The organism is Nocardia sp. NPDC056000 (genome assembly GCF_042269265.1).
Lineage (GTDB): Bacteria > Actinomycetota > Actinomycetes > Mycobacteriales > Mycobacteriaceae > Nocardia.
The window spans coordinates 368,036-383,565 of record NZ_JBHJXS010000006.1; the positions used below are offsets into that span (position 1 = coordinate 368,036).

Genomic DNA, 15,530 nt, shown 5'->3' on the forward strand with positions numbered 1-15,530 from the left:
AAGAACAGTGCGAAACATCACCGAAGGACTGCTGACGGTTTCGGTGCTCGGCAGCGCCGTCGTCTACGGAACCGACGTATTCTGCGCGATCGTGCTGCGCCCCGCCCTCGCGGCGGTCGATGACAACGTACTGGTGCAGACCATCGGCAATGTGCACCGAATCGCGGACGCGCGCATGCCGATTCCCGGCGCGATCGGCTGGATCGCCGCCGGGCTGGCGGCGGTGACCTCGCTCATCGACGGCGATAGGAAGGTCACCCTGCTGGCCGCGCTGGCATTCGCGTTCCTGGCGATCTGGATGGCCATCTACATCCGCGTCAGCGCTCCGATCAACAAGCAGCTCACCGCCGCGTCCCAGGGCGACGCCCCCGCGGGCCTCGACCCGCGCGCCCTCCAGAAGCGCTGGGACAGCGTCATCTACGCCCGCGCCGGACTCCAGACCGTCGCACTGCTGAGCCTGTGCCTGGCCATCCGGGAAGCCGCGTGAGCAGAGTTCGCATGACCGCCGCACAGCGCAGTGAGCAGGTGCTCACCGCAGCCGTGGCGGCCTTCTGCGAATCCGGTTACGCCGGAACCACCACCGATGACATAGCCCGCCGATCCGGGGTCTCTCAGCCCTATGTCATCCGCCTCTTCGGCAGTAAGGAACAGCTCTTCCTCGCCGCGGTGCACCGGGTCTGCGACCGCATCGAGGAGATCTTCCGGGCGATCACCGAAAACCGGGGCACCACAACGGATCCGGTGGAATTGCTCGCCGGGCTCAGCGCGGGCTACGCCGAGATCCTGGACGAGCGCGAACTCGTCGTCGTACTGCTGCACGGTATGGCGGCGAGTTCACATCCCGCCATCGGCGTCGCGGTGCGCGCCCGCTACGGCGAGATCTACGCCCTGGTCAAGCAATTGACCGGTGCCACACCGGATCTGGTCACCCGCTTCTTCGAAACCGGCATGCTGCTCACCGTCATGGCGGCGATGCAGGTCATCGGCCCCGGCGCGGTGCCCGCCGACTGGGCGCGGGAGATCACCGAAACCCTGAACGCCGAAGCGGCACGGCCACAACGCGATACCGAGGTCACGGTGTAGACCGGCGGACCGGCCGCGGGGGTGCGCGGAAACGGGGAAGGCCCCGAGTCGAATTCGACTCGGGGCCTTCCCTTTACAGCTTGGCTCGGCCTCAGTGGCCGTGCGAACCACTGTCCGCGGTGTCCTGGTGTGCTTCCAGGGCGGCCAGCATGTCGTGCTCTTCCTTGTGCGCGTTCTCGACGTTCTCCAGCTGCTGCTGGGCCGGGTCGGCGAACAGGAAGGAGCCGGTGCCGGGCTTACCGGCGGAGCCCAGCTTGGACATCTTCTTGGGCACCGGAGCGCCCTGGTACTCCAGCGGGATCGGGTGACCGTGCGAGTCGACCGGGCCCAGGGGCTGGTGGATCTCGATGTACTCACCGTGCGGCAGGCGCTTGATGACACCGGTCTCGATACCGTGCTCGAGCACCGCCCGGTCGCTGCGCTGCAGACCCAGGCAGAACCGGTAGGCCGCGAAGTACGCGAGCGGCGGCACGGTCAGCAGGGCGATGCGGAAGAACCAGGTGGTGGCGTTCAGCGAGATGTCGAACTTCAGCGAGATGATGTCGTTGACACACGCCAGGGTCAGCACCAGGTAGAACGCGATGGCCATGGAGCCGATCGCGGTGCGCACCGGCACATCGCGCGGACGCTGCAGCAGGTTGTGCCGCGCGGTGTCGCCGGTGAGGCGCTTCTCGATCCAGGGGTAGATCACCAGCACGGTGAACACCAGGCCCATGATCAGCGCGACCCAGAAGGCGGCCGGAACCGTGTGACCCCAGAAGTAGAGCTCCCACGGCGGCATCAGACGCGCCATACCGTCGGTCCACATCATGTAGAAGTCCGGCTGCGAACCCGCGGAGACCTGAGACGGGTTGTAGGGACCCAGGTTCCAGATCGGGTTGATCTGCAGCACGCCACCCATGATCGCGACGACGCCGAGGGTGAAGGCGAAGAACGCGCCCTGGTCGGCGGCGAACACCGGCACGATGCGCGCGCCGACGACATTGGTTTCCTTGCGGCCCGGTCCGGGGAACTGGGTGTGCTTCTGGTACCAGACCAGCGCGACGTGCGCGGCGATCAGGGCCAGCAGGATGCCCGGAATGAGCAGCACGTGCGCGATGTACAGACGCGGGATGATGATCTCGCCCGGGAAGTCGCCCGCGAAGATCAGCCAGTGCAGCCAGGTGCCGATGACCGGAACACCGATGGTGATGCCCGAGAAGGCCGCGCGCAGACCGGTACCCGAGAGCAGGTCGTCCGGCAGCGAGTAACCGAAGAAGCCTTCGAACATCGCCAGGATGAGCAGCAGCGAGCCGATCACCCAGTTGGCCTCACGCGGCTTGCGGAACGCGCCGGTGAAGAAGATGCGGAACAGGTGGATGATGATCGACGCCGCGAAAAGCAGTGCCGCCCAGTGGTGCACCTGGCGCACGAACAGACCGCCGCGCACCTCGAACGAGATGTTCAGCGCGGTCTCGTAGGCCCGCGACATGGTGACACCGCGCAACGGCTGGTACGAGCCGTTGTAGACGGTCTCCGACATGGACGGGTCGAAGTACAGCGTCAGGTAGATACCCGACAGCAGCAGGATGATGAACGCGTACAGCGCGATCTCACCGAGCAGGAACGACCAGTGGGTCGGGAAGACCTTGTTGATCGACCGCTTCACGAATGCGGCAGCGTGGTACCGCTCGTCGAGTTCGTTGACCTGGCTCATGAACGACGCTCCCAGAAGGCCGGGCCGAGGGGCTCGAGGAAGTCGTGTACGGCGACCAGATAGCCCTCGGCATTGACGGTGATCGGCAGCTGCGGCAGCGCGCGAGCGGCGGGACCGAAGACCGGCTTACCCCACTCGGTCGCGGAGAACTGCGACTGATGGCAGGGGCACAGAATCCGGTTGGTCTGCTGCTCGAAAAGCGAGGTCGGGCAACCGAGATGGGTGCAGATCTTCGAGTACGCGAAGTAGTCGCCGTAGTTGAAGCTCTCCTGGCCCTTACGCTTGATGGCCTTTTCGGCATCCGCGGTGCGCAGGCGAATCAGCATGACCGCGTTGCGGATTCCACGCAGCGACTGCAGGGTCTCGTGCTCGTCGCCACGCCATTCTTCCTTCCAGGGGAAGACGGTTTCCATGGCGCCGGCGTCGAGGTCCTCCGGGCGCACCAGGACGATGTCCTCGGGGCGGCCGGTATCGCGACGCAGGAAGATGGTCTGGCCCGCGTAATCCGGGGTCCAGCCCGAAACCCACAGCGGCGACTTGTCGCGCTTGGCCCACGGGTTCTTGATCATGCCGCCCGCGAACACCAGCAGTGCGCCGATGCCGAGCACGCCGACGCCGGCGCCCGCGGTGCGGGTGATCAGCTTGCGGCGGCCCAGGGTGGAGGTCTCCACCGCGTCCTGCAGCTGTGCACCCAGCGTGCGGCGGTTGACCTCGGAGGAGCGGCCGTCGTGGCGGTCCTGGATGGAGATCTCGGCCGGGATGAACTTCTTGCGGATGAGCACCACGGCGATACCGACGGCGAGCACCGCGATACCGAGCGTGAGGCCGTACAGCGGAGTGGTCAGCGTGTAGGCGGTGTTGCCGTCCTCGCCGCGACCCTTGTACTCCCAGGGCCAGAACAGGTAGATGCCGACGAGCGCGGCGCCGAAGATGCCGGAGATGGCGAACCACAGCGCCACCTGGCGCTCGGCGCGCTTCTCCGCGCGGGTGCCGGGCACCGGCCAGCGCGGTGCGCGGTAGGCGACGTCGACACCGTCGAGCTTGGTGCCGAGTTCGACGAGCTCATCGCGCGACATGGCGTCGAGCTGCTCATCGGTGAAGTCCTTCTCGCTGGGGTTGTCCCCCATGCCTTTTCGCTCCTGTTCGCTCATGACCGGGATCCGATCCACATGGCCGATCCGACCAGAACCACGATGCCGACGATCCAGATCGCCAGACCCTCGGTCGCGGGACCGAAGCCGCCGAGGCCGTAGCCGCCCTCGGACTTGGTCTCCATGCGGTCCTTGATGTACGCGACGATGTCCTTCTTCTCCTCCGGCGACAGCTGCCGGTCGGAGAACTTGGGCATGTTCTGCGGGCCGGTGAGCATGGCCAGGTAGATCTGCTGTTCGCTCGCCTCTTCCAGGGGCGGGGCGAACTTACCGGAGGACAGTGCGCCGCCCTTACCGGTGAAGTTGTGGCAGGACGCGCAGTTCATCCGGAAGAGTTCGCCACCGCGGCCGAGATCGGCTCCGGCGATGATGGACTCCTGGGCGATCTCACCGTTCGGATCGCGCAGCACGGTCGGGCCGCCGCCGTTCGCCTGAATGTAGGCGCCCAGGGCGTCGGTCTGACCGGCGTCGAACTTCGGGGGCTTGCGCACGATCTGCGCCTCGTTGCGGGCGGCGGGCATACGACCGGAGGAAACCTGGAAGTACACCGCTGCCTCGCCGACGCCGATCAGGCTCGGGCCGCGATCCTGCACACCCTGCAGGTTGGCGCCGTGGCAGGTGACACACGAGGTGTCGTAGATCTGCTTGCCCTCGCGGATGAGCGCGGACTGGTCCTCGTGCGCCGTGGCGACCTGTGCCGTCGGGGTCAGGGCCGATGCCGCGAAGCCGGCTCCGACGAGGCCCATCAGGAGAACCAGACCGCCGGCGAGCTTGCGGCGCATGCGCCGCTGCTTGCGGGTCTTGGTGGCCTCGCCGATCCCCTCGCTGGGATCTGGCGCTGACGGGGGAGATGAACTCATCTGTGTCCCTTTGGAGTAGACGGAACCGACTTGTCAGAAGCTTCGTGCCTACGGCGGGCTGTGCCGTGGTACTGGATCCGCGTGGTTAGCGGATGAAGTAGATCGTGGCGAAGAGCCCGATCCAAACGATGTCGACGAAGTGCCAGTAGTAGGAGACAACGATCGCCGCGGTCGCCTGCGCGGGGGTGAACTTGCTGAGCGAGGTGCGGACCAGCAGGAACACGAACGCGATCAGACCGCCGATGACGTGCAGACCGTGGAAGCCGGTGGTGATGTAGAACACCGAGCCGTACACGGTGCTGGAGATCGTGGTGCCTTCTTTGACCAGGTTCGTGTACTCGTAGCCCTGACCGGCCACGAACATCGCACCCATGATCAGCGTGATGGTGTACCAGCGGCGCAGGCCGAACACGTCACCGCGCTCGGCGGCGAAGACGCCCATCTGGCAGGTGAAGGACGAGGCCACCAGGACTGCGGTCACCGGCACGGCGAGCTTGAGGTTCAGCTCGGTCGGCTCCATCGGCCACTTACCGTGGGCCTGCGCGCGAGCGACAAAGTACATGGCGAACAGGCCGGCGAAGAACATCAACTCGCTCGACAGCCAGATGATGGTACCGACGCTGACCATGTTGGGCCGGTTCAGCGAATGCACTCGCTGGGTAATGGCCGATCCTGGGGTCCCTACTGCGGTCGTCACGCCGGTAAGTATGACTTGTCGTAGTACGACAGACATAGCGGGGTACGAAAGTTCGTCGTACGTGTCGGAAACCGCAGGGCGAGCAAGCCTCTCGATGGGCGCTCGGCGTGTCACGGACCAACCTAGATTGCCCAGGTAAGAGAAACCTGAGCCCTATTTCGGAGGAGTTTTCGAACCATGGAGTGGGTGCGGCGACTGCTGCGACGCGGCGGGACAACGGAACTGGATCCCGGGCGCGCCGATCTCATCTCGGTGGCGTCGAGTTTCGATGACGCGGAGGCATGTTCGGCCGCCTTGGCGCGCGCGGAGAACTGGACTCCCGACCAGCCGGTGCTGCTGCGGCATCACCTGCGAATTCCCGAAGAGCGGCGGGCCGAAATCTTCGCCATCGCCGCACAGGGCGGCTACGCGCCCGGTGATACCGCAGACGGGTCGAATGTGATCTTGCAGCGCGTGCAGGTGCTCGATGCCCTGCACTGTTCGCAGGAGCGCTCGCGGATGGCGAGTCTGGCTCATCGCCACGACGGCGAGGCGCTGGGCTGGGATGCGCTGCAACCGTCGCCGGTGCCGCCGAAGGAAAAGAAATAGCCCCCGCCCACTAGGCTTGCTCCGACAACACCGATGGCCCCGACATCACTCCGGACTTCCGGGGGAACGGAAGAGCAATGAGCGCGCGCAGCTGGCGAGAAATCCTCGGCATCCTCACCGATGGCAATGATCTGTCCACCGATGAGGCCGCGTGGGCCATGAACGAGATCTTCACCGACAGCGCCACCTCCGCGCAGATCGCCGCCTTCGGCGTGGCCCTGAAGATGAAGGGCCCCACCCCCGAGGAGCTGGGCGGCCTGGCCCAGGGCATGCTCTCGCACGCGCGCCGGGTGCCGTACAAGGGTGCGGCGGTCGATATCGTCGGTACCGGCGGTGACCGCTCCGGCACGGTGAATATTTCCACCATGTCCTCGATCGTGGTGGCCGCCACCGGAATTCCCGTGGTGAAGCATGGCAACCGCGCGGCATCGTCCAAGAGCGGCGGCGCGGACGTGCTCGAGGCGCTCGGGGTGAAGATCGCGCTCGGCCCCGAATCGGTGGCGACCTCGGTCAACGAGGTGGGCATCGGTTTCTGTTTCGCCCCCGTCTTCCATCCGTCCCTGCGCTTCGCGGGTCCGGCGCGCAGTGAGATCGGCATCCCGACGGTCTTCAATATCCTCGGCCCGCTGACCAATCCGGCCCAGCCCACCGCGGGCCTGATCGGCTGCGCCTTCGCCGATCTGCTCCCGGTCATCGCGGGCGTATTCGCCGATCGCGGCGCGTCGGCATTGGTCGTGCGCGGCAATGACGGCCTGGACGAGATCACCACCGCCGACACCACCGACGCCTGGGTCGTGGCGGGCGGTCGCAGCTTCGAAACCACCATCGACCCAACCGAACTCGGCATTCCCCGGGTGGCCCCGGAGGCGCTGCGCGGCGGCGACGCGGCCATGAACGCGGTGATCGCCCGCAATATGCTCGCCGGTGAGCCCGGCCCCGTACGCGATGCGGTGCTGCTGAATTCGGCGGCCGCGGTGGTCGCCTTCGAACTGACCCCGGACACATCGGCGGACGATCTGCACCCGCGATTGGCCGCGGCCCTGGAGCGCGTCGCCGCAGCCATCGACACCGGCGCGGCCGCGGATCTGCTGGACCGCTGGGTCACCGTCACCAATCAGCTCGGTTCGGACTGAACGCCCCTTATCACTGCCGGGAGGCGTGTTTGCCGGTGGGATGCTTGTGACGGCGCTACAGTTTTGGCGTTGAGCAGGCGGTTTCCCGCTGATGGGTGCGGCTGACCGCGATACTGGCCTAGTCGAGGATGTGCGGCAATGGTGCGGTTCGGGCGCGACGGAATACCTTGGCGGCGGGGCTTTTTCACGATCGGCGCGGTGCTCGCGGCGGGGGCCGCGCTGGGGGTGGTGCCCGAGAGCGGGGCACATCCGGTCGCGCCGATACTGACCCAGACCGCGAGCGGCACGCTGAGCGTGGACGGGCACGATTACGGCGATCCGGCCGGATGCCTCACCGTCCGCAAGGTGCCGCGCCGCCTGGCGGTGGTGAACCACACCGCCCAGGAGGTCCGGGTGTACCTGCTACCCGGATGCAAGGGCGGGGTCACCAATGTGGTCGAGCCCGGCCGGTCCGCCACCCCGCTCGGGGCATCCATACAGACCGGCTGAGGTACCGAGGTCCGCAGCGCTGACGCATCGCTCCGTACGGACGTATCCGGTCCGTACGGAGCGATTCGCGGGTTGAATCCGCTACTCGCCGATGGAGAAGCCCGCTTCGACATCAGCGCGGTTGTAGGACTTGAAGGCGATATGAGTCGCGGTGCGCACGACCCCGGCGGTCTTATTGATCCGCCCGGTCACCACTTCGGCGATGCGCTCGTATTCGCGCACGCGCACGACGGCGATCAGATCCACGTCGCCCGCGCAGGAGTACACCTCGGCCACCCCGTCGATATCCGCCAATTCCTGCGCGGTCTCAGGAATGCGGTCGGACTCGGCGTGGATCAGCACGATCGCGGTAATCATGGCGCCAACTCTAGGTGATCACCGGGACGATGTTGCCGGTTGCGTCAGTCGGGCAGCGCACCCAGCTCCTCGATGGGACCCCCGAGGAGCTCGGTGGCGGCCCGGTGAATCTTGGCCAGAGCGCCCATGAGGTTGGCGCGCTCGGTGGCGGAGTCGTTCGAGCAGATGCGTTCGGACACGGCCGGTCTGCGTTCGGTCCCACTGACTGAGACGGTACCCGGAATTCGGGGCTTGATTTTCCGAAAACCCATCCCGGCCAGCCGATTCGGGTGATCATGGATCGAAATGTGAACCGACTAGTAGTCACTAGTGTGGCTACCCTGGGGGTTTTCGATGTTCGATCTGCTACCGGCCGTTCCGGTTCTCCGTCATATCTCCCGAAATACCGCGCGGCTCGCCGTGCGCACCCTGCTCGCGGGGGCCACCGTCGTGGTGGTCGCGGCGGGGGCCGCACCGGCGCAGGCCGATACCGATGCGGTCGCCGTTCCGGCGCAGTCCGAGGCGGTGACCGCCGCACGTCCCGATACCGTGACCGCACCGGGCGCGACGGCCGTCCCGGGGCACACTCAGCCCATCACCATGCCCGCCGTGCCGATCGCCGGGATCACCGAAGACGTTGTGAGCGCGCTCAATTCGGTGACCACGCTGGTGCCGGGCCTGGACCTGCCCGGGCTGGAACTGCCCGCCATGTTCAGCCCGAGCACCGCCATCGTGGTGCTCGGCTACGGCCTGATGCCGGACGGCGAAATGCGCCCCGAGCTGATCAACCGGTTGTACGCGGGCTATGTCTCGGCACTGCTGTCCCCGATGGCCCCGGTGATCCTCACCGGCGGCAATCCGCAGGCCGGTGTCACCGAGGCGCAGGCCATGGCGGATTGGATGACCCAGCGCGGTATCTCCCCCGAGCGCATTCACACCGAGACCAAAGCGAATTCGACGGTGCAGAACGCCGCGTTCTCGGCCCGGCTGATGGAGGTGATCGGCGCGCACGCCGCCATCCTGATCACCTCGGCGGACCATATCGCCCGCGCGCTCAGCAATTTCCGTTCGGCCGGGATCTCGGTGGTGGCGACCATGACCCCGGATGAATCACCCTTGTCCGCACAGCCTTTCGGCCCGGACAAGTAGTCCCGGCAACCGAGGCGGTCACTCGCGCAGCAGTTGTGCGGTGACCGCCTCGGTGAGCCATTCCCGGTATCGCGCCGCACTCCAGCCTCTTTGCCGCCGCAGCAGCCGGAACACATGCGGTGAGGCGAGCGCGAAGAAGATATCCGCCGCCGCTTCGGCATCGAGTCCGGGCCGGAGCGCATCGGCGCGAAAGAGGTTGTGGGTCAACCCGAGCCAGGTCTGGTACGTGTCCGCCTCGGCGGCCTCGGAGCCCGCGCGCATGGCCGCGTCGGCCGCGCCCGCCTCGATGCCGACCATGATGAGATCGCCCGCGCGCTCGAAAAGTCCTGCCGTGTACTCGATGAGGCGTTCGATCGCGGCGGACGCGTCGGTATCGGTTTGCGCGGCAAGCACTTCGGGCCGATCGAGCACCGCGACGGGTTCCTCGTCGCCCACGGTCGCCACCCCGATCGTGTGCCGGAACAACTCGAACTTGTTCGGGAAGGCGTCGTAGAGCGTGCGCTCCCCCACCCCCGCGCGGCGCGCGATCTCCCGCATGGTGGTGGCGGCATAGCCGGATTCGACGAACAGTCCGGTCGCCGCCGCCCGGATGGCGGCGCGCGTGGCCGTGGCGGTCTCGGCGCGTTTGGCCGCTCGGTAGGTCCTCTTGACCGGTTGGCTCATGAGGAGCATCCTATCAATATCTACCGCAGTGCCACTGCGGCGAAATTCGAGAAGGTGACTTCGATGCCCGAACTGGCAGGCATTCATCACATCAAGATCCCGGTGACCGATCTGGTGCGCTCGGTGCGCTGGTATCGGGACGTGCTCGGTTTCCGCCCGACCGTGCAGTTCACCGATGACGACGGGGTGGTGCGCGGAACCGCGGGCGAACTCCCCGGTATCGGCGCGTCGATGCTGGGCCTGCGCGAGAACGCCCTCGCCGCACAGGGCTGCAAGGATTTCGACCCGGTGAGCCTGGGCGCACGCGGTCCCGCCGATCTGGAGCGCTGGGCCGCGCATCTGGACGCGCACGGCGTCGAGCACTCCCCCGTCATCGAGGCCAGTATCGGCTGGCTACTGGTCTTCAACGATCCCGACGGCCTGCAACTGCATATCTACACCTGGGCCGAGCACGCCGCCGATACCGCCGACCGCCCCGGCTACGGCACCCCGATCGACGATCCGGACACCTGGCTGCCCGCACGGTGAATCGGTGTGGGAGCGAGGGGTTCCCACACCGATTCACACCTCAGGACAGGTAGCGGGCAATACTCTCCGCGACGCAGGCCGGTTTGGACTCACCCTCGATTTCGACGGTGACCGTGCGCTCGGCCTGCACGCCGCCGGGGATATCGGTGACGGTGTTCAGGGTGAAGCGGCCGCGAATGCGGCTGCCCACCGGCACCGGGGTGATGAAGCGAACCTTGTTGAGCCCGTAGTTGATCGCCATGCGCGCGGCACTGAAGGTCATCACCTGCGCGGTCATCGGCACGACCAGGGACAGCGTCAGGAATCCGTGCGCGATGGTGCGGCCGTACGGTCCGGCCGCCGCCCGTTCCGGATCGACGTGAATCCACTGGTGGTCGCCGGTGGCCTCGGCGAAGCGGTCGATGCGCTGCTGATCGATGAGAAACCAGTCGCTGACACCGATTTCGGTGCCGGCGGCGGCGCGCAGTTGATCGAAGTCGGCGAAATCGGTGACGCTCATGCGAAGCGCTCCTTCAGTTCTCGCTTGAGGACCTTATGGGTGGGGCCGAGCGGTAGCGTGTCCAGGAATTCGACCCGGCGCGGGTACTTGTAGCGCGCGACATGCTCACGGGCATAGTCGATCACCTCATCGGCGGTGACCGGTTCGGCGGGCACGACCACGGCCAGGATCTCCTCACCGTAGTTCTCATCGGGAACGCCGATAATGGCAACCTGGGCGATCTTGGGATGCCGCAGCAGCGCGGCCTCGACCTCGGTCGGGTACACATTGAACCCGCCGCGAATGATCATCTCCTTGATGCGGTCGACAATGCGCAGATAGCCCTTGTCATCCTTGGTGCCCAGGTCGCCGGTGCGGAACCAGTTGTCCACCACGGCTTCCGCGGTCGCCTCGGGTCGCCCGGTGTAGCCGCTGAACACATTGTGACCGCGCACCACGACCTCGCCGATGGTCCCGGCGGGCAGCAGTTCGATGCGATCGCGCACATCCGGATCGGCGATCTCCACCTCGACGCCCCAGACCGGATGGCCGACGGTGCCCGCCTCCGGACCGAGTTCGGGCTGATTGACCGAGGCGGTCGGTGAGGTCTCGGACAGTCCGTAACCCTCCAGGATGTACGAGCCGAAGACGCGCTCGAATTCCTCGAGCACCGAGGGCGGCAGCGCCGCGCCGCCGCTGATGCACAGCCGCAGGTGCGGCAGGGTCTCGAATTCCTTCGCGGCTTCCAGCATGCCGATGTACATGGTCGGCACGCCGTGAAAGGTGTTCACGTTCTCGGCGTTCATGAGCCGGATCGCTTCCGCCGCATCGAATCTCGGCAGCAGCACGAGGGTGGCTCCGACCCGCCAGTGCGAGTTCATGGACACCGTCTGACCGAAGACGTGGAATAGCGGCAGCGCGCCGAGCGCGATGTCATCGCGGTGCACGTCATTGGCGTCGAAGGCATTCACCGTCGCGCACATGACCATATTGAGATGGCTGAGTTCCGCGCCTTTGGGTCGCCCGGTGGTGCCGCTGGTGTAGAACACCACGGCGGTGTCGAGCGGGCCGCGCGAGACGAAAGTCTGAATCGGCTCGCCGACAAGCTCTTTCGGATCGACACACCGAATTCCCGCACGCTCGGCCGCGACCTGTCCGACCGGTGCGACCATCTCGTGGCAGATGAGCAGCGAGGCCCCGCTGTCGGTCAGTACGTATTCGGCTTCATCGGCGGTGAGCAGCAGGTGTACCGGCACCACGGTCGCGCCCGCCGCCAGAATGGCGTAGTAGGCGCGCGGGAAATCGGTGGTGTTCGGCCCCATGAGCGCGACCCGATCCCCGGGCCGCACCCCGAGCTCGATGAGCGCGGCGGCCTGCTCCCGCGCCTGCCGCCACAGCTCGGCGAACGTAATCCGTTGTGCCCCTTCGATGAGGGCGATGTGATCGGGTCGTCGCCGCGCGGGTTCGGCGAGGATGCTGGCCAGGGAGAGCGTCGCGTTCATGGAGACCTCGGGGAGATTGAAGTTACAGACCCATGTCCTTGGCGATGATCATCTTCATGACTTCGCTGGTGCCGCCGTAGATCCGGTTGACCCGGTTATCGGCGTAGAGCCGGGCGATGGGGTATTCGTTGATGAAGCCGTAGCCGCCGTGCAGCTGGAGGCAGCGGTCGATCACGCGGGCCGCCACCTCGGTGCAGAACAGCTTGGCCGACGCGGCATCGGCGGCGGTGAGCGTTCCGGCGTCCAGGGCCTCGAGTCCGCGATCCACCACGGCTTCGGCGGCGTCCACTTCGGCCTGGCAGGCGGCGAGCTCGAATTTGGTGTTCTGGAAACTGGCGACCGGCTGTCCGAAGACATTGCGCTGCCGCGTGTAATCCTTGGCGAACCGCACCGCCGCCTTGGCCTGCGCGTACGCGCCGACGGCGATGGACAGGCGTTCCTGCGGCAGGTTCAGGCCGAGGTAGGAGAAACCCTTGTTCTCCTCGCCGAGCAGGTCCGTGACCGGTACCCGCACATCGGTGAAATTGAGTTCGGCGGTATCGGACACCCGCAGGCCCAGCTTGTCGAGCTTGCGGCCGACGGTGTAGCCCTCGGACTTGGTGTCCACCAGGAACAGTGAGATTCCGTGGCGGCGATCATCGGCGCGCGGGGCGTCGGTGCGGGCGCACACGATCACCCGGTCGGCGTGTACGCCGCCGGTGATGAAGGTCTTGGACCCGTTCAGCACGTAATGCGTGCCGTCCTCGGAAAGCTTTGCGGTGGTGCGCATACCGGCGAGATCGGAGCCGGTGCCGGGTTCGGTCATGGCGATGGCGAACATGATCTCACCGCTCACGAAACCGGGCAGCAGCCGTTCCTTCTGCTCCTGTGTGGCCAGCATCTTCAGATACGGCAGGCACAGCCCCACGTGCACGCTGGAGCCGCCGAAGGAGACCGCCGCGCGGGCGGCCTCTTCGATGAGAATGCTCTGGAACTTGAAGGATTCGATACCCGCGCCGCCGAATTCCTCCGGAACCTCGATACCGAAGACGCCGAGTTCGGCCAGCTTGTAATAGAACTCGCGCGGTGCGATCCCGGCCTCGAACCACTGGTCGTACACGGGCGCGACCTCGGCTTCGATGAAGGCGCGCACCGTCTTCCGGAAGGCTTCGTGGTCGGCGTCGAAAACTGTTCTCTGCATGATGATTTCTCTCTCGAGAGTCGTTAGAGCTTGCGCCCGCCGTCGACGTAGATGGTCTGGCCGGTCACGAAGGAGGAGTCCTCGGAGGCCAGGAACGACACCACGTTGGCGATATCCTCCGGCTGCCCGACGCGGCGCAGCGGGGTGATATCGGCTGCGGCCTTGCGGAATTCGGCCGGATCGACACCCACGCGCGCGGCGGTGGCATCGGTCATATCGGTGACGATGAATCCGGGCGCGACGGCATTGACATTGATCCCGTACGGGCCGAGTTCGATGGCCAGCGTCCGGGTGAACCCCTGAATCCCCATCTTGGCGGCCGAGTAATTGGCCTGTCCCCGGCTGCCGAGCGCGGACACGCTGGAGGTGTTCACGATCTTGCCGGACTTCTGCTTCACCATGTACCGCTGCGCCGCCCGGCTGCACAGGAACGCACCGCGCAGATGCACCGATATGACGGTGTCCCAGTCCTCCACGGACATCTTGAACAGCAGATTGTCGCGCAGCACACCGGCATTGTTGACCAGTACGTCGACCGAACCCAGTTCGGCCGCAACGCGTTCGAATGCCGCGTCGACCGAGGCTTCGTCGGCGACATTGCACGCCACCGCGATGGCCTTACCGCCGGCCGCGACGATGGCGTCGACGGCGGTCTTGCAGGCGGCCTCGTCCAAATCGGCGATGACGACGGTGAATCCGTCGGCCGCGAGCCGAGTCGCGGTGGCCGCGCCGATACCGCGCGCCGCGCCGGTGACGAATGCAACCTTCGAAGTCATGGTGAAACTCCTTGTCAGCGAATGTGAGTGGTCAGTTGAAGGCGTTGACACCGGTGAGCGCGCGCCCGATGAGCAGCTTCTGAATCTGGCTGGTGCCCTCGTACAGAGTGAGCACGCGAGCGTCCCGAAGGTATTTGGCGACCGGGTATTCGTCGATATAGCCGTAGCCGCCGAACACCTGAATGGCGTTGTTGGCGGCCTTCACCGCGGCCTCACTGGCGAACAGTTTCGCGACCGAGGCTTCGGTGCCGAACGGTTTCCCGCGCTCCACCAGGTCGGCGACCCGCCAGGCGAGCAGCCGCGCCGCCTCGACATCAACGGCGATATCGGCGAGCAGTTCCTGAACCAGCTGGTAGGAGGCGATGGGCTTACCGAACTGTTCGCGTTCCCCGGCGTATTTCACCGCGGCTTCCAGGCAGCCGCGCGCGACGCCGACACATCCGGCGGCCACGCCCATGCGGCCCTTGTCGAGCGCGCCCATGGCGATCTTGAAGCCCTGACCCTCGGCACCGAGTCGGGCGGTGTCGGGCACGCGCACCTGATCGAGCACGAATTCGGCGGTGGCCTGGCCGCGCAATCCGAGCTTGCCCTTGATCTCGGTGCGGGTGAATCCGGGCGCGTCGGTGGGCACCAGGAAGGCGGTCACACCCCTGGGCCCCGGTCCGCCGCTGCGCGCGAAGACGATCGCCACATCGGCCCAGGTGCCATTGGTGATGAAGATCTTGGTGCCGGAGAGGAGCCAATCATCGCCGTCCCGAACGGCTTTGGCGGTGAGGTTGCCCGCATCGGATCCGGTGCCGGGCTCGGTGAGCGCGAAGCAGCCGATCGCCTGTCCGGAGGTCAAGCGCGGCAACCATTCCCGCCGCTGCTCCTCGTTCCCGTAGGTCTTGATCGATTTGGCGACCAAACCCAGTGAGACCGAGACGATTCCGCGCACCGAACTGTCGCCGCGGCCGAGTTCCTCCAGCAGCAGGCAGTAGTCCAGGGCGGTGCCGCCGGATCCGCCGTACTCCTCGGGAATCTCGATGCCGAGGAAGCCCATATCGCCGAGTTTGCCGACGATGGCGGTGTCCACCGCTTCGGCGCGATCCCATGCGGCGGCGTACGGCACGACCTCTTTGTCCACCCAGGCGCGGGCGACCTCGCGTAGTTCGCGCTGTGCCTCGCCGAGCTCGAAGTCCATCTGTGATAGCTCCTAACCAAACGTTGTTAGGTTTATAA

General features: G+C 66.3%; 19 protein-coding genes. 7 read left to right on the forward strand and 12 right to left on the reverse strand.

From position 1 onward, the window contains the following. Positions 1–7: 7 nt before the first annotated feature. Together ACFC4D_RS20270 and ACFC4D_RS20275 are read left to right on the forward strand one after the other, a co-directional pair. Positions 8–487 (forward strand): DUF1772 domain-containing protein, encoded by a 480-nt coding sequence (locus tag ACFC4D_RS20270; protein ID WP_376065316.1) that lies wholly within the window; start codon positions 8–10, stop codon positions 485–487. Continuing rightward, positions 484–1,083 carry a TetR/AcrR family transcriptional regulator gene (locus tag ACFC4D_RS20275; RefSeq protein WP_375968131.1) on the forward strand — a complete coding sequence of 200 codons (600 nt, stop codon included), beginning with the start codon at positions 484–486 and terminating at the stop codon, positions 1,081–1,083. The genes ACFC4D_RS20270 and ACFC4D_RS20275 overlap by 4 nt, the downstream gene beginning before the upstream one ends. A 91-nt stretch (positions 1,084–1,174) precedes the next feature. Here the strand turns inward: ACFC4D_RS20275 and ACFC4D_RS20280 are convergent, their stop codons facing one another. From ACFC4D_RS20280 to ACFC4D_RS20295, 4 genes are all read right to left on the reverse strand, one after another. Beyond that, positions 1,175–2,779 carry a cytochrome bc complex cytochrome b subunit gene (locus ACFC4D_RS20280; protein WP_364643856.1) on the reverse strand — a complete coding sequence of 535 codons (1,605 nt, stop codon included), beginning with the start codon at positions 2,777–2,779 and terminating at the stop codon, positions 1,175–1,177. Then, positions 2,776–3,930, reverse strand: a complete 1,155-nt coding sequence (locus tag ACFC4D_RS20285) for a ubiquinol-cytochrome c reductase iron-sulfur subunit (protein WP_375968132.1) — start codon at positions 3,928–3,930, stop codon at positions 2,776–2,778. Before ACFC4D_RS20285 ends, ACFC4D_RS20280 begins: the two co-directional genes overlap by 4 nt. Continuing rightward, on the reverse strand, positions 3,927–4,790 hold the full coding sequence (locus ACFC4D_RS20290) for a c-type cytochrome (RefSeq protein ID WP_375968133.1): 864 nt from the start codon (positions 4,788–4,790) through the stop codon (positions 3,927–3,929). Before ACFC4D_RS20290 ends, ACFC4D_RS20285 begins: the two co-directional genes overlap by 4 nt. An 85-nt stretch (positions 4,791–4,875) precedes the next feature. Beyond that, positions 4,876–5,487 carry a heme-copper oxidase subunit III gene (locus tag ACFC4D_RS20295; protein ID WP_364643862.1) on the reverse strand — a complete coding sequence of 204 codons (612 nt, stop codon included), beginning with the start codon at positions 5,485–5,487 and terminating at the stop codon, positions 4,876–4,878. Positions 5,488–5,664: 177 nt separating this feature from the next. Here ACFC4D_RS20295 and ACFC4D_RS20300 point away from each other — a divergent pair, with 177 nt between their 5' ends. From ACFC4D_RS20300 to ACFC4D_RS20310, 3 genes are all read left to right on the forward strand, one after another. After that, positions 5,665–6,075, forward strand: coding sequence for a hypothetical protein (locus ACFC4D_RS20300; RefSeq protein WP_375968134.1), 411 nt, complete (start codon positions 5,665–5,667; stop codon positions 6,073–6,075). A gap of 77 nt (positions 6,076–6,152) precedes the next feature. Next, positions 6,153–7,208 (forward strand): anthranilate phosphoribosyltransferase, encoded by a 1,056-nt coding sequence (trpD, locus tag ACFC4D_RS20305; RefSeq protein WP_375968135.1) that lies wholly within the window; start codon positions 6,153–6,155, stop codon positions 7,206–7,208. A gap of 138 nt (positions 7,209–7,346) precedes the next feature. Further along, entirely contained in the window at positions 7,347–7,697 is a 351-nt protein-coding gene (locus tag ACFC4D_RS20310; protein WP_375968136.1) for a hypothetical protein, read from the forward strand. Between the two features lie 81 nt (positions 7,698–7,778). On the opposite strand, the gene ACFC4D_RS20315 is transcribed toward ACFC4D_RS20310, so the two are convergent. After that, a complete protein-coding gene (locus tag ACFC4D_RS20315; RefSeq protein ID WP_364643874.1) occupies positions 7,779–8,054 on the reverse strand; it encodes an Lrp/AsnC ligand binding domain-containing protein in 276 nt (91 codons plus the stop codon). A gap of 44 nt (positions 8,055–8,098) precedes the next feature. Next, on the reverse strand, positions 8,099–8,233 hold the full coding sequence (locus ACFC4D_RS20320; protein ID WP_376065318.1) for a hypothetical protein: 135 nt from the start codon (positions 8,231–8,233) through the stop codon (positions 8,099–8,101). Between the two features lie 154 nt (positions 8,234–8,387). Here ACFC4D_RS20320 and ACFC4D_RS20325 point away from each other — a divergent pair, with 154 nt between their 5' ends. Then, positions 8,388–9,182, forward strand: coding sequence for a YdcF family protein (locus tag ACFC4D_RS20325; protein ID WP_376065321.1), 795 nt, complete (start codon positions 8,388–8,390; stop codon positions 9,180–9,182). 18 nt (positions 9,183–9,200) lie between these two features. On the opposite strand, the gene ACFC4D_RS20330 is transcribed toward ACFC4D_RS20325, so the two are convergent. Next, positions 9,201–9,845, reverse strand: coding sequence for a TetR/AcrR family transcriptional regulator (locus ACFC4D_RS20330; RefSeq protein WP_376065323.1), 645 nt, complete (start codon positions 9,843–9,845; stop codon positions 9,201–9,203). 63 nt (positions 9,846–9,908) lie between these two features. Between ACFC4D_RS20330 and ACFC4D_RS20335 the strand changes: the two genes are divergently transcribed. After that, complete coding sequence (locus ACFC4D_RS20335) at positions 9,909–10,373, forward strand: VOC family protein (RefSeq protein ID WP_376065325.1); 465 nt, start codon at positions 9,909–9,911, stop codon at positions 10,371–10,373. Between the two features lie 40 nt (positions 10,374–10,413). Here ACFC4D_RS20335 and ACFC4D_RS20340 read toward each other — a convergent pair whose 3' ends face one another. Genes ACFC4D_RS20340 through ACFC4D_RS20360 form a run of 5 tightly spaced genes read right to left on the reverse strand, consistent with a single transcriptional unit; the run spans position 10,414 to position 15,492 of the window. After that, the gene (locus tag ACFC4D_RS20340; protein WP_376065328.1) at positions 10,414–10,872 is read right to left on the reverse strand and encodes a MaoC family dehydratase; all 459 of its coding nucleotides are present in this window, start codon (positions 10,870–10,872) and stop codon (positions 10,414–10,416) included. Next, positions 10,869–12,353 carry a long-chain fatty acid--CoA ligase gene (locus ACFC4D_RS20345; RefSeq protein WP_376065331.1) on the reverse strand — a complete coding sequence of 495 codons (1,485 nt, stop codon included), beginning with the start codon at positions 12,351–12,353 and terminating at the stop codon, positions 10,869–10,871. Before ACFC4D_RS20345 ends, ACFC4D_RS20340 begins: the two co-directional genes overlap by 4 nt. A 22-nt stretch (positions 12,354–12,375) precedes the next feature. After that, entirely contained in the window at positions 12,376–13,533 is a 1,158-nt protein-coding gene (locus ACFC4D_RS20350) for an acyl-CoA dehydrogenase family protein (RefSeq protein ID WP_376065333.1), read from the reverse strand. Positions 13,534–13,556: 23 nt separating this feature from the next. Then, positions 13,557–14,309 (reverse strand): 3-oxoacyl-ACP reductase FabG, encoded by a 753-nt coding sequence (fabG, locus tag ACFC4D_RS20355; protein WP_376065336.1) that lies wholly within the window; start codon positions 14,307–14,309, stop codon positions 13,557–13,559. A gap of 31 nt (positions 14,310–14,340) precedes the next feature. Beyond that, entirely contained in the window at positions 14,341–15,492 is a 1,152-nt protein-coding gene (locus ACFC4D_RS20360) for an acyl-CoA dehydrogenase family protein (protein ID WP_376065339.1), read from the reverse strand. Positions 15,493–15,530: the final 38 nt, after the last annotated feature.